Genomic DNA, 19,271 nt, shown 5'->3' with positions numbered 1-19,271 from the left:
CTTAATGACACGAATCAACTGCGAGTCATTAAGACCATAAAATCATTAAGTCATTGATATTTAAATACTTTTTAAATGGCATGCTTTCTGAAAGGTATCCAGCGCTAACGCTAGCACGCCACAACCGGCCAGACGAGCCAAACCGGCGTCCTTACTTGCCTTGCGGAGATACACTTATGCTGACCACCGCTCAACTCGCCCTGATCAAAGCCACCGTGCCCCTGCTGGAAAGCGGCGGCGAGGCGCTGACTACCCATTTCTACCGGATGATGCTCAGCGAGTATCCCGAGGTTCGCCCGCTGTTCAACCAGGCCCACCAGGCCAGCGGCGACCAGCCGCGTGCCCTGGCCAATGGCGTGCTGATGTACGCCCGCCACATCGACCGCCTGGAGGCGCTCGGCCCGCTGGTGGCGCAGATCGTCAACAAACACGTTTCGCTGCAGATTCTGCCGGAGCACTACCCCATCGTCGGCAGTTGCCTGCTGCGCGCGATCCGCGAGGTACTCGGCACCGAGATCGCCACCGACGCGGTGATCGATGCCTGGGCCGCAGCCTATCAGCAGTTGGCCGACATCCTTATCGAAGCGGAAGAAAGCCAGTATGCCGAGAACGCCGACGCACCGGGCGGCTGGCGCGGCGCGCGGGCCTTCCGCGTGGTACGCAAGGTCGTCGAAAGCGCCGAGATCACCTCCTTCCACCTGGTTCCGGTCGATGGCGGCGATCTGCTCGACTACCAGCCCGGCCAGTACATCGGCCTGCGCCTGCAGCTGGACGGCGAAGAAGTGCGCCGCAACTACTCGCTGTCAGCCATGGCCAACGGCATCGAGTATCGCATCAGCGTCAAGCGCGAGCCTGGCGGCCGCGTGTCCAACCACCTGCATGACAAGGTTCAGGTTGGCGATGTGCTGGACCTGTTCCCGCCTGCTGGCGAGTTCACCCTGAACGAATCGGACAAGCCGCTGGCCCTGATCAGCGCCGGCGTCGGCATCACTCCGGCGCTGGCCATGCTCGATGCTGCGCGGCACAGCGGCCGACCGATCCATTTCATCCACTGTGCGCGCAATGCCGAAGTGCATGCCTTCCGCGACTGGGTCGAAGCCCACGCTGCCAGGCATCCGCAGATCCGCCATTACGTCTGCTACAGCGAACCGCGCGTGGGGGACCAGGGCGATGCCGAGGGATTTCTCAGCCACGAGCTGCTGGAGCAGTGGCTCCCGGCCGAGCGTGACCTGGACGCCTACTTCCTCGGCCCGAAACCTTTCATGGCCCAGGTCAAGCGCCACCTGCAGGCACTGGGCGTACCGGCCGAACAGAGCCGCTACGAGTTCTTCGGCCCGGCCTCGGCTCTGGATCACTGAACGATGAGGAGGTGAACCATGTACCCACTGAATCTTCCGCCGCTGCAGATTCTGCACCTGTCCAGCCAGTTGCTCTGGGCCGGCCTGATCCTGCTGCTGGTGGGGCTGGTGACGGCCTATGGCCTGGAAAGGCAGTTGAACGTGCCAACGCTGGTGCTGGCGCACAGCCTGACGCTGATCGGCCCTGCCATACTGAAGATCGCTTATGTGCTGCGCCTGGTCGCGCAGCAACGCCTGAAAGATGAGGCATGCGTACATGCAATTGCTTGATCGCAAGCGGGCACTGGCCATAGCGCCCTTGTGGCGTCTGGGCTTTCGCCCGTTCTTTGTCGCCGGCGCCCTGTTCGCCCTGCTCGCTGTCGCCCTCTGGGCGGCAGCGCTGTACGGGCTGACAAGCCCCGCGGTGCCCGGTGGCCTGCTCGCCTGGCATCGCCACGAAATGCCCTTCGGTTTCGGCCTGGCGATCATCGCCGGCTTCCTGCTCACGGCCGTGCAGACCTGGACCGGGAGCCCGGGCCTCAGTGGCCGCCCCCTGATCGCACTGTTCGGGCTGTGGCTGGCGGCGCGCCTGGTCTGGTTCGTTCCCGCACCGCTGACTGCGCTGATCGTGCTGCAACTGAGCTTTATCGGCCTGTTCATCGCGCAGATGGCGCGCCAGCTGATCGCGGCGCGGCAGCGTAACAACTACCCGATCCTGCTGGTGCTGAGCCTGCTTGCGCTGTGCCAGGCCCTCACTCTCGCCGGTCTGGTGCTGGCCGACGATGGCCTGCAACGCCGTGGCGCACTGGCCGCATTGTGGCTGATTGCGGTCATGCTGAGCCTGATCGGCGGTCGCGTGATCCCCTTCTTTACCCAGCGCGGCCTGGGCCGGGTCGAGGCCTTCGCCGCCCCCCCCTGGCAGGATCGTTTGCTGCTGGTCTTGGGTGTGCTGGTCGCCGCGCTGTTCGCCAGCGGGCATAACCTGCAGGCCCGCGCCTGGCTGACCATCCCGTTCATCGTGCTGAGCGTGCTGCACGGCCTGCGTCTGTGGCGCTGGCACCTGCTCGGCATCTGGCGTGTGCCGCTGCTGTGGTCGCTGCACCTGGCCTACGCCTGGCTTCTGCTGGCCACACTGGGCATGGCCGCCTGGCACCTGGGCTGGCTGGCGCAACCCAGTCTGGCCAGCCACGCCCTGGCGGTGGGCGCGATGGGCGGGCTGATCCTGGCGATGATGGCGCGGGTCAGCCTCGGCCATACCGGCCGCGCGCTGCAACCACCCAGGGCGATGGCCTGGGCATTCGGCCTGCTCAATCTCGGCGCGCTGATTCGGGTCTCGGCGGGGAGCGACTGGCTATGGCTGGCAGCACTCTGCTGGAGCCTGGCCTTCGCCCTGTTCGCCTGGTATTACGCGCCGATGCTGTGCCAGGCGCGGGTGGATGGGCATCCGGGGTGAAATGTCTGGTGCGATCAAACGGCCAGACCGTAGCCCGGATGCAATCCGGGGCAACGATTTCCCCGGATTGCATCCGGGCTACGCTTTTAAAGTAACGACATCAATCGACCAGCGTGCAGGCCATCACCAACGCGTCTTCGCGACCACCGACCGCCGGATAGTAATCGCGGCGGCGCCCCACTTCGTTGAAGCCGAAACGCTCGTAAAGGCGGTAGGCGCTCTGGTTGCTGGCGCGCACCTCGAGGAAGCATTCGCGCCCGCCCAGCTCGTAGGCTTCTTTCATCAGATGCTCGAGCAGGCGCAAGCCAAGGCCACGGCCCTGGCTTTCCGGCTTGATGGTGATATTGAGCAGATGCGCTTCGTCGAGGATCAGGTTGATCACGCCGTGGCCGACCTGCTGGCTGCCTTCGAACATCAGCCAGCAGTTATAGGACTTGAGGCTGTCGAGGAAGATGCCCCGCGTCCAGGGATGGCTGAAGGCGGCATATTCGATCTTCAGCACGGCATCGAGATCCGCCTCGGTCATCGGGCGGAAGGATATTGCATCGCTCATTGGGCGTAACTCGGGAACAAAAGACAGGTGCTCTCAGGATTGAGCCGGGGCTAACCAGCGTTGGCGAACACGCCGCATGGCCTGCCACAGCTCACGCTTGCGCGCTGGCTCTTCCATCAGCAGCTCCAGCCCCGGCAGCGCCCAGCAGGTGCCAAGGCCTTCGATCTGCAATTCGCGGTTGTAGCTGTGTTCGTCACCCTCGCCGGCGAAGCGAATGGCCGGCAGGCCGACCAGCCACAGGCAGGTGCTGGGCTGCTCTTCCAGACGCGCGGCAACGAAACTCTGGACGAACTCCAATGCTGCCTGCGGGCCCTGATCCAGATTGCCGCGCACCAGCAGCGGCCAGCGTACCGGCTCGCCGAGCAGCTGCGGGCTGTCCGGCAGGCCGGCGGCGCGCAGCAGATCCTTGAGCAGAATGTAGGCCGGGTCGCGACTCTGGAAGGGCTGACCGGTAGGCAGTTCCACCAGCAGGGCGCAATCGCCGGCACGCAGCAACTGCAGGGCGAAACGTGGTGGAGGTGCACTGACCCGGGCCGGCTTTTCCTCGACCGCCTCAGGTTCCGCCACCGGCTCGACAACCGCCTGGCGTGGCTGGGCGCCCGGGCGCGGAATCTCGATCTTCGGCCGCTCGACCGGCGTCTCGCGTACCGGCGCAACAGGCGCAACAGGCGCAGCCAGCGGCTCGGCCTGCACCTCGCCCGCCTCCTCCACCTGCAGCGGCGCAAGCAGCTCCGGCCGCGAAGGGGCGGCAAAGGGCAGCTCGGTGCGCGGCAGCCAAGTGGCGACCTGCATGGCATCGAGGTAGGCGCGACGGCGCTGTTCGGGAATCACAGGCGCTCCAGCAAGCGAGATGAACAAGGCGCGGATTGTCGCGTGAAATGACCGGTGCGGGAAGCGCCGCGACGGTTTTCGCGGATCGCCGGCGCCAGCACGCTGAACCTGCGGCTTGGCACAAACGGCACCGCAACGAAAAAGGCCCGCCGAATGGCGGGCCTTGCTGCAATCAGATCGGCTGATCCCAGGGGCGATCACCGTGCTCGTCCTTGATGCGGGTGGGCAGGCCCATCACATCGAGGAGCTTGAGGAACGGCTCGGCCGGCAGCTCTTCGACGTTGACCATGCGCCTGGCATCCCACTCGCCACGCGCGACCAGCAGCGCTGCGGCAACCGGCGGTACGCCAGCGGTGTAGGAGATGCCCTGGCTGTCGGTTTCGGCAAAGGCTTCTTCATGGTCGGCGACGTTGTAGATGAACAGCTCACGCGGCTGGCCATCCTTGGTGCCCTTGACCAGATCGCCGATGCAGGTCTTGCCGGTGTAACCCGGCGCCAGCGAGGCGGGGTCCGGCAGCACGGCCTTGACCACTTTTAGCGGTACCACTTCCAGGCCCTCGGCAGTTTTCACCGGCTGCTCGGAGAGCAGGCCGAGGTTCTTCAGCACGGTGAACACGTTGATGTAGTGGTCGCCGAAGCTCATCCAGAAACGGACGTTCGGCACGTCAAGGTGCTTGGACAGCGAGTGCACCTCATCATGGCCGGTCAGATACAGGTTCTGCTCGCCCACCACCGGCAGATCGTCGGTGCGTTTGACTTCGAACATGCGGTTGCTTACCCACTGGCTGTTCTGCCAGCTGTAGACCGTGCCGGTGAATTCGCGGAAATTGATTTCCGGGTCGAAATTGGTGGCGAAGTACTTGCCGTGCGAACCGGCGTTGACGTCGAGGATGTCGATCGACTCGATCTTGTCGAAGTACTGTTGTTGCGCCAGAGCGGCATAGGAATTGACCACGCCCGGGTCGAAGCCGACGCCGAGGATGGCGGTCACGCCCTTGTCCTGGCACTCGGCCAGGTGCTTCCACTCGTAGTTGCCGTACCACGGCGGGGTCTCACAGATCTTGCTCGGATCTTCGTGGATGGCGGTGTCCAGGTAGGCGACGCCGGTATCGATGCAGGCGCGCAGCACGGACATGTTGAGGAACGCCGAACCGACGTTGATGACGATCTGCGATTCGGTTTCGCGGATCAGTGCCTTGGTCGCTTCCACGTCCAGGGCGTTCAGCGCATAGGCCTTGATCTCGCCGGGCTGCTTGAGGCCGCCCTTTGCCTGCACGCTGTCGATGATGGCCTGGCATTTGGAGATGTTGCGCGACGCAATTGCAATGCGACCTAACTCGTCATTGTGTTGCGCGCACTTATGGGCCACCACCTTGGCAACACCTCCTGCTCCAATGATCAGAACGTTCTTCTTCAATTGTTTCACCTCCTGGGTACCGCGTTGTTGAAAGCGTTTCGCTGCATCGCTGAGCGGTGAACCGAAACGGATCACCGCCCGGCCCACCCTCAGGGGTCACGACAGACTGGACAGGTAGTCGTCGAATCCGAACTGGCGCACCACCTCGACGCTGCCGTCGAGCTGTTTGACCACGATGGACGGCATTTTCAGACCGTTGAACCAGTTCTTCTTGACCATGGTGTAACCGGCTGCATCGATGAACGACAGGCGATCACCGATCTGCAGCGGTTTGTCGAACTGGTACTCGCCGAAGATGTCGCCGGCCAGACAACTCTTGCCGCACACCATGTAGGTGTGTTCGCCATCGTTCGGCGCCATCTTGGCGTTGAGGCGATAGATCAGCAGATCGAGCATGTGTGCCTCGATGGAGCTGTCGACCACCGCCAGGTGCTTGCCGTTGTAGAGGGTGTCGAGCACGGTCACTTCCAGTGAGGCGCTCAGGGTAATTGCCGCTTCACCCGGCTCCAGGTAGACCTGCACGCCGTACTTCTCGGAGAAGGCTTTCAGGCGCGCGCAGAAGGCATCGATCGGATAGCCCTCGCCGGTGAAATGGATGCCGCCGCCGAGGCTGACCCAGTCGACCTGAGCGATCAGGTGACCGAAGCGCTCCTCGATGGTGGTGAGCATCTTGTCGAACAGTTCGAAACTGCCGTTCTCACAGTTGTTGTGGAACATGAAGCCGGAAATCTGCCCCATGACCTGCTCGATCTTCAACGGGTCCCACTCGCCCAGGCGGCTGAACGGACGCGCCGGGTCGGCCAGCAGGTAGTCGGAGCTGCTCACCTGCGGGTTGACGCGCAGGCCGCGGATGGTGCCCTGGGTACGCTCGGCGAAGCGCTCGAGCTGGCCGATGGAGTTGAAGATGATCTTGTCGCAGTTGGCGACCATCTCTTCGATCTCGTCGTCGGCCCAGGCCACGCTGTAGGCATGGGTTTCGCCGGCGAACTTCTGCCGGCCCAGCTTCAATTCATAGAGGGACGACGAGGTCGTGCCGTCCATGTACTGCTGCATCAGGTCGAACACCGACCAGGTGGCGAAGCATTTCAGCGCCAGCAAGGCCTTGGCACCGGAGTTCTCGCGCACGTAGGCGATCTTCTCCAGGTTGACCAGAAGCTTCTGTTTGTCGATGAGGTAGTACGGCGTCTGGATCATCTCGTCGCCCCAGCAAGGTCGGCCAGTGGAGGGGCTTCACCCCCCCGGAAAAAAGTGGACGCGAATTGTGCCGATAACCGACGCATATCGAAAGGGCATTGGAGATTTTTTGTACAACTGCAGGTAACCGGGGCCAGTCCCCGCTCGCAGGAGAGCCTTGGGCCAGGCCGGTTACAGGATCACGGGGCCAGGAACGAACTGGCACCGATCCGCCAGGAACAGGGGTTTCCTGGCCCGGAGCAACGCCTCGACTGCCTCTGATCGACTGGAACTCAAAACAGGCCCCTTCCTTGCAGTACAATCGCTCCCTTTAACTTGCCTGGAACCCGGCGCCTCGATGATCGATCCCAAGCGCGTTTTGCGCGCCCTCGCCGAACACTGGACGTTGCTCGAACCGCTCTGCGAGCGTTTCGACGCCGGCACCCTGAGCCTGGTCGAGCTGCGCAGCCAGCTCGCCACGCAGTTGCCCGACGCCACGCCCAGCGACATTACTGCCCTGCTCGACACCTGGATTCGCCTGGACATCCTCGTGCCGGTGGCCAAGAGCCCCAATCGTTTCGAGCTCAACGCGCAGATTCACGACTTCCTCGCCTACCTGCGCCGCGAGCACCGCCTCGGCCTGTGCCTGGAGATCGAAGCCTACCTGCGCCACCTCGAGCGTCTGGCCGGCTATATCCAAGACGCCTTCGAGGTACGCGACGCCAATGACCTGGCCCGCCAGCTGCGCCTGCTCGATATGCGCGTGCGCGATGTGCTGAAGAAGCTGGCCAACGACGAACAGGCGCTGGTCGGCGTGGCCGACCGCGCCAAGACCAGCGACCGGCAGATCCCGCTGCGCCAGCGCTACGCCGAGGTGCTGGCCACCTGGGACGAATACGTCGAACCGATGATCCAGCTGGTCGCCGCCGATGGTGCCTTCGAACAGGGCGTGCGTCGCGTCGAACAGGTGCTGCTGCGCCTGCTCGGCGACCAGCAGCGTCTTGGCCAACTGGTCGACGACGACCTGCTGCTGCGCACTCACGCGCGCATCCTGGAAATGCAGACCACCGCCCAGCTGACCCTGCGCAAGGCCCGCGAGCTGCTGTTGCCACTGCGCGAGGAAGCACGCCGGCACAACGCCGTGACCCGCGGCGCCGCGCTGGCGCTGTCGGTGATCCGCAAGAAGGGCATCGATGCCGTGCCGCAGGCAGCCATGCCGCTGTTCACCCGACCGCAGAGCAACTTCCTCGGTTCGGCCAGTCAGGTCGAGGCCTACGTTTACGCTCTGGCGCGCTTCGAAGCCAAGCCGGCGCACTTCCCCAAGGCCAGCGGAAGCCGCAAGGGCGGCGCGCCCAAGGCACCGAAGACCGCGCGGGAAATGATCGAACGCTGCGAACAGGCACTGCCGCTACCGGACCTGATGGCCTGGCTGCTGGAGCAGGAGCCGGAAGGCGCCACCGACGAACTGCTCTACTGGTTCTCGCGCCTGTCGCGTGAGTCGCGTTTCCAACGTGACCGCCTGGAGCGCCAGACCTACCTGACCCGCGAGCATGAGATCAGCCTCAGTTCCTATGCTCTGGTGGGCCGCCCATGAAGCTTGAGCGCCACACCGAACTGCGCCCTCTCCCGCATGCGGGAGAGGGCTGGGGAGAGGCCAACCTCACCTACGCGCTGCCTGTTTCTCTCTCCCCCAGCCCCTCTCTCGTAAATGGGCGAGGGGAGTCCGCGGACCGAAACCGAGTACACGCATGAATATCGATCTCAAAGAAATGACCCAGCTCGCGGCAGCCTTCCGCGACCTGTTCAAGGGCTACCACATCTCGCGCAGCGAGCCGGAGTGCTACGCCCAATTGTCCAGCATGCAGGACCAGTACCGCGCTCTGTTCCGCGCCCTCGGCTTCGAACTGGTGTGCGACCCGCGCGGCTTCTATTACTTCGTGCCCGAGCAGGTAGCGCCGCAGGTGAACAAGACTGCCCAGCGTCTGGCGCTGTTTACCTTCATTCTGGTCGAGCACCTGGCCGACCAGGGTCGCGACCCGCTTTCCGTGCTCGATGGCGGCAGCATCGGCCGTGACGAGCTGCCGGCGCTGCTGGAGAAGTACCGCGACCTGTTCCTGCAGGCCGAAGTGACGACCTTCGAAGAGCTGGAAGACAAGATCATCCGCCGCCTGGTGCAGCTCGGTTTCGCCGAGGACAGCAACGGCGTGTACCGTTTCCTGCCGCCGATGCACCGCTTCCTCGACGTCTGCCTCTCGGTACAGCACGACCGCGACCTGGCCGCCAGCCTGCACAGCAGCGATCTGCCGCTGCCGGCGCCGGTGCTGCTGGACGATGATGGCGACACTGATGCGGCCGAAGCCGTGGAGGTTGAAGAATCCGAGGAAGACGCCCTGGCCCGCGCCATGGCCGAAGAACGCGCCGCACAGGAGATGGACGCATGAGCCAGGAACGCTACGGCATCCGCCGCTTTGCCCTGCTGAACACCGCAGGCTACGGCCTCGGCCTGTTCCCGCTGGAAAACCCGCTGTCGGTCTACGGCGCCAACAACCTGGGTAAATCCGCCTCGATCAACGCCCTGCAGTTCCCCATTCTGGCGCGCATGTCGGACATGAGCTTCGGCAAGTACAGCCTGGAAGCCTCGCGCAAGTTCTACTTCGCCAGCGACACCAGCTATATCCTCGTCGAAGTCGCCCTGCCCCACGGCCCGCACGTGATCGGCGTGGCCGGTCGCGGCCCGGGTGGCGGTTTCGGTCACCAATTCTTCGCCTATGCCGGCGAGCTGGATCTGGAGCACTATCAGCAGAACGGCACCTGCCTGCGCCAGCGCGAACTGTTCAAGAATCTCGGCCAAGCCGGCATCACGGCCTATGAGCTGAAGCCCGACGAACTGCGTCGCCTGCTGGTCGGCGGCCATACCAGCATCCCGCTGGACCTGACCCTGATTCCGCTGCGCTCGACCAGCGAGCAGAGCCTGAAGACTTTCCGCGCGCTGTTCATCAACCTTCTGCATATGCGCGAGATCACCGCGGCCAAGCTCAAGCAGTTGTTCCTCGACGCCTTCGAGCACAGCCTGCGCTCCGGCAGCGTCGACTATATCGCCGCCACCGAAGAGGCCTTCCGTGACGTGCGCCGCATGGAGCAGGACTATCAGGCGTTAGTGACCGCCGGCCCGCTGATCGAGGCTCTGGCCTCCGGCGTCGCCCAGCGCGAAGTGCTGCGCGGCAAGCTGCATCGCCTCTCGCCGCTGCTCGACAACCTGCTGGGCACCTGGCACGACTATGCCGACGCGCGCAAGGAAGAGCTGGTGATCCAGGCCGAGCACTATCGCAACGAGCAGGACGGTCTGCAGAACGAACAGCGCGGAGGTACCGCCGAGCTGATGCGCCTGGAGCGCGAGATCAGCGAGATCCAGCGCTGGCTGGGCGAGCTGGCGGTACTGAAGAACCGCTTCGCCCTGGTCGACGACGCCAAGGTGCTGGAAGAGCAGCTGCTCGCCGCCAAGGACGCCCACGACGAACTGGCCGGTGCCCTGGCACAGTCGCGCCAGTTCTCCAGCGAAGACCTGGACGAGCGCCTGCGTGATCTGGAAAAACGCCTCAAGTCGGTCAGGCAGCAACTCGACCACGCCGACAACAACAGCTACTCGCGTCTGCGCGAGGAATTCAGCCAGCAGGACGTCGACCGCCTGATGCGCCTGTTCAACGGCCAGCTGTTCAGCCTGCCGCTGGGTGAGAAAGGCATCCAGGCCGACGGTGATGACTGGGTCAAGGCGGTCGAGGCGGTGCTGGATCGATTCAAGGGCGACACCTTCGCCGTGCCGGGCCTGTCCATCGACCTCAGCCATATCGAGCCACCGGCGCTGCAGGCGCTTGCCGACCGCGCCGCCCTGCGCGACCAGAAGGATCGCCTGGAGCGCGAGCTCAAGCAGCTCAGGACCCAGCAGTCGGTCGCCGCCGACCGCGCCGCCAGCAAGGCCCAGGCCGAGACGCTGTACCAGGCGGTGCTGGACGCGCAGAAGGCGCTGGAAGACTTCCGCAAGAGCCAGACCCTGGCCGCCGAGGAGCCGCAGAAGCTGGAGCGCCTGGCCGAGCTGGAAGGCGCCCAGGACGAACTCAAGCGTGCCAGCGATGCGTTCGCCGAGCGCGTGCAGCAACTCTCCGCCAAGCTGCAACTGATCGGCCGCCAGCTGGCCGACCTGGAAGCCAAGGAACGCACCCTGGAAGACGCGCTGCGTCGCCGCCAGCTGCTGCCGGCCGATCTGCCGTTCGGCACGCCGTTCATGGAGCCGGTGGACGACTCGCTGGACAACCTGCTGCCGCTGCTCAACGACTACCAGGACACCTGGCAAGCGCTGCAACGCATCGACGGCCAGATCGAAGCGCTCTACGCCCAGGTACGCCTCAAGGGCGTGGCCAAGTTCGACAGCGAAGACGATGTCGAACGCCGCCTGCAACTGCTGGTCAACGCCTACGCCCACCGCCAGGACGAAGCCCTGACCCTGGCCAAGGCGCGTCGCGCGGCGGTCACCGACATCGCCCGTACCCTGCGCAATATCCGCAGCGACTACGACAATCTGGAACACCAACTGGCGCTGTTCAACCGCGAGATCAACAAGCGCCAGGTTTCCAACCTGCAAAGCTTCCGCATTGTCCTGGCGCCGAACAAGGAAGCGCTGCGTCATATCGACCAGATCATCCACAGCGCCGGCCAGTACGAGGAAGGCGAGACCCTCTCGGTGTTCGACCTGTCGCAATCAGCCGATCAGGATGCGAAGAACGAAGAGGCCAAGGACTACCTGTCGCGCCTGGTCGCCGCCAACGGCAACCAGCTGGGCCTGAAGGACCTGTTCGAACTGGCCTTCGAGATCACCAAGGTGCACGGCCAGCCGGTGATCCATACGGACATCGATGGTGCCGCCTCCAACGGCACCACCATGACCATCAAGGCGCTGACCAACATGTACCTGCTGCTGCACCTGATGGATCGCGAGCAGGCCGGGCGCATCCGTCTGCCCTACTACCTCGACGAGGCGGCGGACATCGACGAGCGCAACCAGCAGGCGCTGATCGAGACCAGCCTGCAGCTTGGCTTCGTGCCGATCCTGGCATCGGTCAAGCCGCAGGTCTCGGCCCACGTAGCCATTGACCTGGAAGGCGGCAGCGGCCCCAACGGCATCTATATCGACGAGGCGGACTGGAAGTTCATCAAGCCACGCGAAAGTGCCAAGGCTCAGGCGGCTCAGCAGGAAGAAGCCACCGAGCCCGCCTGACTCGTCGCGGCTAAAGCCCCTCCCACGGTACCGGATGCAACTGTAGGAGGGGCTTTAGCCGCGAGCCTTTATAGTCGCCAAAATGAAAAGGGCCGCTCGATGCGGCCCCTTTCATTTCCATGGCGCACTCACTGCTCCAGCACGATCTTCGGCGCCCACTGCATCCAGGCTTCCTGCGGCTCATCGAACAAGGCAAATGTCTGCCCCGGCTGCGCCGGCCCGCCCATCTCCGGATTGTTTGGCGTAGCGAAGGCAACGCCACCTTCGAGCAAGGCCTCCAGTGACTCGGTGCGTACCTTCACGCCCTTGAACAACCCGGCATCCACACCAATACCGCTGGCGTTCCAGAAGCGGCTGCCCGAGCGCACCAGCGGTGCGTAACGTGGTTCGATCAGCACATGGATCAGCACGCGATCCGAGGTCGGCCCCAGTTCGAAATCCACCACCTTGCCCACCGGCACCTCGCGGTAGCTGACGATTACACCCGGCTTGATCGAACCACGCCGCGGCGCACTCAGCACCAGACGCAGACCTTCCTCGCGCACCGCCTGATTGGGTGCGCTGGCCAGCGCGGTGAATTCGGTACGACGCGGTCCCTTCTGCCCGGAAGGCTGTACCTCCAGGTACTGACCGCTGACCAGGGTGCCGAGATTCGCGGCACGAGTCAGGCTCAACTCCGGCTTCACCACCCAGAACTGCGTGCCCTCACGGGCGATCTGCTCGGCCGCCTGGGTAATGCGCGCGTTCAGAATCACAGCCTGCAGGTCGTCGGTGAGCCTGAGGTTTTCCACCTTGCCGACTTCCAGCCCTCTGTAGCGCACCAGTGTCCCGGGCTGCAGACCATCACCATCCTCCACACGGATGCTGATCATCTGGCCCACCTGCATGGCACTCTCGCGGTCAGCATGCAGGGCGAAGCGCAGAATCTGCCGGTCCGGGCGGGTCGCTTTCAGGTCCGGTGTCTCGAAGGCAATGCCGCCGGCCAGCAGGGTCTGCAACGACTCGCTCTTGATCTCGACGCCGGACAGCCCGCCCTTGAGGGTGATGCCGCTGGCATTCCAGAACCGTGTGGACGTATTCACCAGATGCACGTAATCCGGCTCGATATGCACCCCCAGAACGACCTGACTGTTGTCACGGCCAAGCTGGTAACTCTGCACCGAGCCTACCTTGATCTGCTTGTACAGCACCGGACTACCAATCTCGATGGAGCCAAGCTGATCGGAAAGCAGCACCAGATGCAGGCCAGGTGCGCCCAGGTCCAGAGGTGGCGCCTTGCTGCGTGCGACGAAGCTGCGCGCTGGCGGCTTGCCCTTCTCACCTGGCTTCACGGCGATGTAGTTGCCCTTCACCAGCGCCTCGAGACCCGTGATCCCCGCCAGAGAAATGGACGGCTTGACCACCCAGAACTCCGAACCCTCGACCAGATACTCTTCAGCCAGGGGGTTGATGGTCAGCTCGGCGGTGGCGCTGTTGAGATCGCGATCGATCTTCATGCTTTTCAGCGAACCGACCTCAATGCCCTTGTACATCACCGGCGTGCGGCCTTCCTGCAGTCCCTCGAACTCGGTCAGTGTCACCACCACCTTGATTCCGGTCTGAGCCTCGTCATAGTTCTCGTAAAGACGGAACGGCAACGCCGGATCAGTGGGCGGACTGTCCTTGCGGTGCTCCGGTGTGGCGAAGGCGATGCCACCGGCGACGATGCTCGTCAACGACTCGCTGCGCAGCTTGAAGCCGGACAGGTCGGCATCGATGCTGATGCCGCTGGCGTTCCAGAAACGCGTATGTTTGCGTACCAGGTTGGAGTAATCAGGCTCGATGAACACCTTCACCTCGACGGTGCTCTGATCCTCACCCAGCGTGTAACTCTTTACCCGGCCAACCTGAATCTGCCGGTAGAACACCGGGCTGTCGCGATTGAGCGAACCGAGGCGGTCGGCCTTCAGCGTCAGGTGCAATCCGGGCACGTCGTCGCCCATCGGCGGCTCATGATCCAGAGCGGTAAAACTCTGGGTCGGCTCACCGTCACCCGGGCTGAAGGTGATGTAGTTACCCGAGACCAGCGTTTCCAGGCCGCTGATACCGGCCAGGCTGACGCTCGGCTTGACCAGCCAGAAACGCGTGCCGCTACGCATATACGGCTCAAGATCCTGATTCACCTCCAGCTTGGCCACCACTCCCCGGTTCTTCGTGCTGTCATCGAGACGGATGGCCGTAACCTTGCCTACCGCCATGCCCTTGTACATCAGCTCGGTCTTGCCGGCCTGGATGCCCTCGCCACTGGCGAACACCAGCTCCACCTGCATGCCGGCTTCCGTGTAGGCGCGCCAGGCCAGCCAGCCACCGATCAGCAGTGCAATCAAAGGCAGCACCCAGATGGCCGACCAGTTCGAAGCAGGACGCGTCTTGGCCAGAGGAAGGTCAGTCATGGTCGGTTTCCGTGTTGTCCCAAATGAGCCGAGGATCGAAAGTCAGTGCAGCCAGCATGGTCAGGATCACCACACTGGCAAAGGCTGCAGCACCCGCTCCAGCTTCGATACTGGCCAGGCTGCCAAAATTCACCAGGGCCACCAGAATCGCGATAACGAAGATGTCGAGCATCGACCAGCGACCGATCCACTCGATGAAGCGATACATGAGGATACGCTGGCGGGCGGACATTGGCTGATGCCGCTGTACCGAATACAGCAACAGAGCGATACCTACCAGTTTGAACGTGGGCACCAGAATACTGGCAATGAACACCACAGCAGCGATCGGCAGCATGCCCAGGTGAAGGAGCTCCACCACCCCACCCATGATGGTCGCCGGCGCCCCCTTGCCCAGACTGTTGACCGTCATGATCGGCAGCAGGTTGGCGGGGATGTAGAGAATCGCCGAGGTCAGCAGCAAGGCCCAGGTGCGCGCCAGGCTATCGGGGCGACGTGCATGTATCTGACCACCGCAGCGAGAGCAGTACTGGTGCGCGGCATCCTCTTCGAGCGGATTGAGCTGGTGACACTCATGACAGACCAGCAGTCCGGCATCAATCGCGCGCATGGGTATCCTCCCCGGACAGCGCCTCCCAGATCTGATGTGGTGACATGGTCACCTCCAGCCATACCTGCACCAGCAGCAATGCGACAAAGCAGAACAAACCCAGCCCCAGACTCAAATCGGCCAGGTCCATCAACTTCACCATCGCCACCAGAATGCCCATCAGATAGACCTCGAGCATCCCCCACTCGCGCATATGGTGATAGATCCGATAGAGCAGCAGCCCGTAGCTACGGCCGAAGTCGAAGCGAATAGTCAGCAAGACGAGCAACTGACAGAGCAGCTTGAGCAGCGGCACCGCCATGCTGCATAGAAACACCACCACAGCAACGCCCTGCATGCCGCTCTCGTACAGGCCGAGCACGCCACTCCAGACCGTATCCTGTGAGGTCTGGCCCAGCAGGTTCAGTTGCATGATCGGCAGAAAATTGGCCGGCACGTAAAGAAGCAATGCTGTCAGCACCAACGCCATGCTGCGTCGCACGACATGGTGCCGATGACTGAACAATTCATAGCCGCAGCGGGGGCATTCGGCACTTTCCCCATCCTGCAGCAACGGCTTGCGCATCAGCAGATCGCATTCATGGCAGGCAATCAACTGCTCGAGCGGCAAGGATGACAAGGAGGGTTCGTGCGGCGAGTCTGACATGAAAGTCCCCTGCAGAATTCGCGCATTCTACCCGAGTACCACCAAACGCCGACATATCGCACCGATATATGCCACACCCCGGTCGAGACAGTTTCCCGCACCACAAAGAAGAAACCCCAGACCGCTTTGGAGATCTGGGGTTTCGTATAGGAGTTTGACGAGGATTTGGCCGGCACTCCGGGATCTCACCGTCACGCGCCATTTTTTGCGCAGATAGAAGAACGCCCAGTCTGCGTTAGCAAACTGGGCGTTCGTATAGGAGCTTGACGATGACCTACTCTCACATGGTGAAGCACCACACTACCATCGGCGATGCGTCGTTTCACTTCTGAGTTCGGGATGGGATCAGGTGGTTCCAACGCTCTATGGTCGTCAAGCAATTCGGTTGGGATGTCGTCATGGACGCTATCCCTTGGATACGTGATAGAGGCTTGTAGCTCTCGCAAATTTTCGGCTTTCTGTCGACTTCACCATCGACACCCTCTGCTTTGAGGGCAGATTGTTTGGGTGTTATATGGTCAAGCCTCACGGGCAATTAGTATTGGTTAGCTCAACGCCTCACAGCGCTTACACACCCAACCTATCAACGTCGTAGTCTTCGACGGCCCTTTAGGGAGCTCAAGGCTCCAGTGAGATCTCATCTTGAGGCAAGTTTCCCGCTTAGATGCTTTCAGCGGTTATCTCTTCCGAACATAGCTACCCGGCAATGCCACTGGCGTGACAACCGGAACACCAGAGGTTCGTCCAACCCGGTCCTCTCGTACTAAGGTCAGCCCCTCTCAAATCTCAAACGTCCACGGCAGATAGGGACCGAACTGTCTCACGACGTTCTAAACCCAGCTCGCGTACCACTTTAAATGGCGAACAGCCATACCCTTGGGACCGGCTTCAGCCCCAGGATGTGATGAGCCGACATCGAGGTGCCAAACACCGCCGTCGATATGAACTCTTGGGCGGTATCAGCCTGTTATCCCCGGAGTACCTTTTATCCGTTGAGCGATGGCCCTTCCATACAGAACCACCGGATCACTAAGACCTACTTTCGTACCTGCTCGACGTGTCTGTCTCGCAGTCAAGCGCGCTTTTGCCTTTATACTCTACGACCGATTTCCGACCGGTCTGAGCGCACCTTCGTACTCCTCCGTTACTCTTTGGGAGGAGACCGCCCCAGTCAAACTACCCACCATACACTGTCCTCGATCCGGATGACGGACCAGAGTTAGAACCTCAAGGTTGCCAGGGTGGTATTTCAAGGATGGCTCCATGAGAACTGGCGTCCCCACTTCAAAGCCTCCCACCTATCCTACACAAGCAAGCTCAAAGTCCAGTGCAAAGCTATAGTAAAGGTTCACGGGGTCTTTCCGTCTAGCCGCGGATACACTGCATCTTCACAGCGATTTCAATTTCACTGAGTCTCGGGTGGAGACAGCGCCGCCATCGTTACGCCATTCGTGCAGGTCGGAACTTACCCGACAAGGAATTTCGCTACCTTAGGACCGTTATAGTTACGGCCGCCGTTTACCGGGGCTTCGATCAAGAGCTTCGCTTGCGCTAACCCCATCAATTAACCTTCCGGCACCGGGCAGGCGTCACACCCTATACGTCCACTTTCGTGTTTGCAGAGTGCTGTGTTTTTAATAAACAGTCGCAGCGGCCTGGTATCTTCGACCGGCATGGGCTTACGTAGTAAATACTTCACCCTCACCGGCGCACCTTCTCCCGAAGTTACGGTGCCATTTTGCCTAGTTCCTTCACCCGAGTTCTCTCAAGCGCCTTGGTATTCTCTACCTAACCACCTGTGTCGGTTTGGGGTACGGTTCCTAGTTACCTGAAGCTTAGAAGCTTTTCCTGGAAGCATGGCATCAACCACTTCGCATTCTAAAAGAACGCTCGTCATCAGCTCTCGGCCTTGATCTCCCGGATTTACCTAAGAAACCAGCCTACAACCTTAAACACGGACAACCAACGCCGTGCTGGCCTAGCCTTCTCCGTCCCTCCATCGCAGTAACTAGAAGTACGGGAATATTAACCCGTTTCCCATCGACTACGCATTTCTGCCTCGCCTTAGGGGCCGACTAACCCTGCGTCGATTAACGTTGCGCAGGAAACCTTGGTCTTTCGGCGTGCGAGTTTTTCACTCGCATTGTCGTTACTCATGTCAGCATTCGCACTTCTGATACCTCCAGCAAGCTTCTCAACTCACCTTCACAGGCTTACAGAACGCTCCTCTACCGCTCACACAAAGTGTGAACCCGTAGCTTCGGTGTATGGTTTGAGCCCCGTTACATCTTCCGCGCAGGCCGACTCGACTAGTGAGCTATTACGCTTTCTTTAAAGGATGGCTGCTTCTAAGCCAACCTCCTAGCTGTCTAAGCCTTCCCACATCGTTTCCCACTTAACCATAACTTTGGGACCTTAGCTGACGGTCTGGGTTGTTTCCCTTTTCACGACGGACGTTAGCACCCGCCGTGTGTCTCCCGTGCTGACACTTGCTGGTATTCGGAGTTTGCATCGGTTTGGTAAGTCGGGATGACCCCCTAGCCGAAACAGTGCTCTACCCCCAGCAGTGATACACGAGGCGCTACCTAAATAGCTTTCGAGGAGAACCAGCTATCTCCGAGCTTGATTAGCCTTTCACTCCGATCCACAGGTCATCCGCTAACTTTTCAACGGTAGTCGGTTCGGTCCTCCAGTCAGTGTTACCTAACCTTCAACCTGCCCATGGATAGATCGCCCGGTTTCGGGTCTATACCCAGCGACTAAAGCGCCCTATTAAGACTCGCTTTCGCTACGCCTCCCCTATTCGGTTAAGCTCGCCACTGAATATAAGTCGCTGACCCATTATACAAAAGGTACGCAGTCACCCAACAAAGTGGGCTCCCACTGCTTGTACGCATACGGTTTCAGGTTCTATTTCACTCCCCTCTCCGGGGTTCTTTTCGCCTTTCCCTCACGGTACTGGTTCACTATCGGTCAGTCAGTAGTATTTAGCCTTGGAGGATGGTCCCCCCATGTTCAGACAAGGTTTCTCGTGCCCCGTCCTACTCGATTTCATTGATAAGAGCGTTTCGTGTACGGGGCTATCACCCACTACGGCGGCACTTTCCAGAGCCTTCCACTACACTCAAATCAACTTAAGGGCTAGTCCCCGTTCGCTCGCCACTACTTAGGGAATCTCGGTTGATTTCTTTTCCTCAGGGTACTTAGATGTTTCAGTTCCCCTGGTTCGCCTCTTGCACCTATGGATTCAGTACAAGATACCTAGGTTATCCTAGGTGGGTTCCCCCATTCAGAGATCTCTGGATCACAGTCTGTTTGCCGACTCCCCAAAGCTTTTCGCAGGCTACCACGTCTTTCATCGCCTCTGACTGCCAAGGCATCCACCGTATGCGCTTCTTCACTTGACCATATAACCCCAAGCAATCTGGTTACTGTCTCAATCGTGAAGACGACATTCGCCGAAAATTTGCGTCTTGAGAACTACAAATTTTGCCTTGATTAACAACGTGCAGTGAAACACGTCGTTAGTCACTTCTATCACATATCCAAA

The 19,271-nt window shown here is 61.4% G+C and carries 13 protein-coding genes and 2 rRNA genes; 6 read left to right on the top strand and 9 right to left on the bottom strand.

Annotated features, from left to right (window positions below; all coding sequences use genetic code 11):
• Positions 1–176 precede the first annotated feature (176 nt).
• The 3 genes from hmpA to OEG79_RS04770 are packed head-to-tail and all read left to right on the top strand — an operon-like array spanning position 177 to position 2,790.
• Positions 177–1,358 carry an NO-inducible flavohemoprotein gene (gene hmpA, locus OEG79_RS04780; protein WP_220805101.1) on the top strand — a complete coding sequence of 394 codons (1,182 nt, stop codon included), beginning with the start codon at positions 177–179 and terminating at the stop codon, positions 1,356–1,358.
• Between the two features lie 18 nt (positions 1,359–1,376).
• Positions 1,377–1,628 carry a transmembrane sensor/regulator PpyR gene (locus OEG79_RS04775; RefSeq protein ID WP_220805100.1) on the top strand — a complete coding sequence of 84 codons (252 nt, stop codon included), beginning with the start codon at positions 1,377–1,379 and terminating at the stop codon, positions 1,626–1,628.
• A complete protein-coding gene (locus tag OEG79_RS04770) occupies positions 1,615–2,790 on the top strand; it encodes an NnrS family protein (RefSeq protein ID WP_264147671.1) in 1,176 nt (391 codons plus the stop codon). The genes OEG79_RS04775 and OEG79_RS04770 overlap by 14 nt, the downstream gene beginning before the upstream one ends.
• 100 nt (positions 2,791–2,890) lie before the next feature.
• Here the strand turns inward: OEG79_RS04770 and rimI are convergent, their stop codons facing one another.
• The 4 genes from rimI to OEG79_RS04750 form a co-directional block, all read right to left on the bottom strand.
• Positions 2,891–3,343 carry a ribosomal protein S18-alanine N-acetyltransferase gene (gene rimI / locus OEG79_RS04765; protein WP_220805098.1) on the bottom strand — a complete coding sequence of 151 codons (453 nt, stop codon included), beginning with the start codon at positions 3,341–3,343 and terminating at the stop codon, positions 2,891–2,893.
• A gap of 33 nt (positions 3,344–3,376) precedes the next feature.
• Positions 3,377–4,174, bottom strand: coding sequence for an energy transducer TonB (locus tag OEG79_RS04760; protein ID WP_264147670.1), 798 nt, complete (start codon positions 4,172–4,174; stop codon positions 3,377–3,379).
• A gap of 172 nt (positions 4,175–4,346) precedes the next feature.
• Positions 4,347–5,591 (bottom strand): saccharopine dehydrogenase family protein, encoded by a 1,245-nt coding sequence (locus OEG79_RS04755; protein ID WP_264147669.1) that lies wholly within the window; start codon positions 5,589–5,591, stop codon positions 4,347–4,349.
• A gap of 96 nt (positions 5,592–5,687) precedes the next feature.
• Positions 5,688–6,785, bottom strand: a complete 1,098-nt coding sequence (locus OEG79_RS04750; RefSeq protein ID WP_264147668.1) for a carboxynorspermidine decarboxylase — start codon at positions 6,783–6,785, stop codon at positions 5,688–5,690.
• A gap of 337 nt (positions 6,786–7,122) precedes the next feature.
• Here OEG79_RS04750 and mksB point away from each other — a divergent pair, with 337 nt between their 5' ends.
• The 3 genes from mksB to mksF all read left to right on the top strand — a co-directional run bounded on the left by mksB (position 7,123) and on the right by mksF (position 12,033).
• A complete protein-coding gene (mksB, locus tag OEG79_RS04745) occupies positions 7,123–8,358 on the top strand; it encodes an Mks condensin complex protein MksB (protein WP_264147667.1) in 1,236 nt (411 codons plus the stop codon).
• Between the two features lie 154 nt (positions 8,359–8,512).
• Complete coding sequence (mksE, locus tag OEG79_RS04740; RefSeq protein WP_264147666.1) at positions 8,513–9,205, top strand: Mks condensin complex protein MksE; 693 nt, start codon at positions 8,513–8,515, stop codon at positions 9,203–9,205.
• On the top strand, positions 9,202–12,033 hold the full coding sequence (gene mksF, locus OEG79_RS04735; RefSeq protein ID WP_264147665.1) for an Mks condensin complex protein MksF: 2,832 nt from the start codon (positions 9,202–9,204) through the stop codon (positions 12,031–12,033). Before mksE ends, mksF begins: the two co-directional genes overlap by 4 nt.
• Before the next feature lie 128 nt (positions 12,034–12,161).
• Here mksF and OEG79_RS04730 read toward each other — a convergent pair whose 3' ends face one another.
• The 5 genes from OEG79_RS04730 to OEG79_RS04710 form a co-directional block, all read right to left on the bottom strand.
• The gene (locus tag OEG79_RS04730) at positions 12,162–14,465 is read right to left on the bottom strand and encodes a PqiB family protein (RefSeq protein WP_264147664.1); all 2,304 of its coding nucleotides are present in this window, start codon (positions 14,463–14,465) and stop codon (positions 12,162–12,164) included.
• A complete protein-coding gene (locus OEG79_RS04725) occupies positions 14,458–15,075 on the bottom strand; it encodes a paraquat-inducible protein A (protein WP_264147663.1) in 618 nt (205 codons plus the stop codon). The genes OEG79_RS04730 and OEG79_RS04725 overlap by 8 nt, the downstream gene beginning before the upstream one ends.
• Complete coding sequence (locus OEG79_RS04720) at positions 15,062–15,721, bottom strand: paraquat-inducible protein A (protein WP_264147662.1); 660 nt, start codon at positions 15,719–15,721, stop codon at positions 15,062–15,064. The genes OEG79_RS04725 and OEG79_RS04720 overlap by 14 nt, the downstream gene beginning before the upstream one ends.
• A gap of 261 nt (positions 15,722–15,982) precedes the next feature.
• Positions 15,983–16,098 (bottom strand): 5S ribosomal RNA (gene rrf, locus OEG79_RS04715).
• Between the two features lie 137 nt (positions 16,099–16,235).
• Positions 16,236–19,128: ribosomal RNA gene (locus tag OEG79_RS04710) — 23S ribosomal RNA — on the bottom strand.
• Positions 19,129–19,271 lie beyond the last annotated feature (143 nt).

Source organism: Pseudomonas sp. Z8(2022) (assembly GCF_025837155.1).
Classification (GTDB): domain Bacteria; phylum Pseudomonadota; class Gammaproteobacteria; order Pseudomonadales; family Pseudomonadaceae; genus Aquipseudomonas.
The sequence above is the reverse complement of the archived record's forward strand: the minus strand, read 5'-3'. Positions and strand labels throughout refer to the sequence as shown.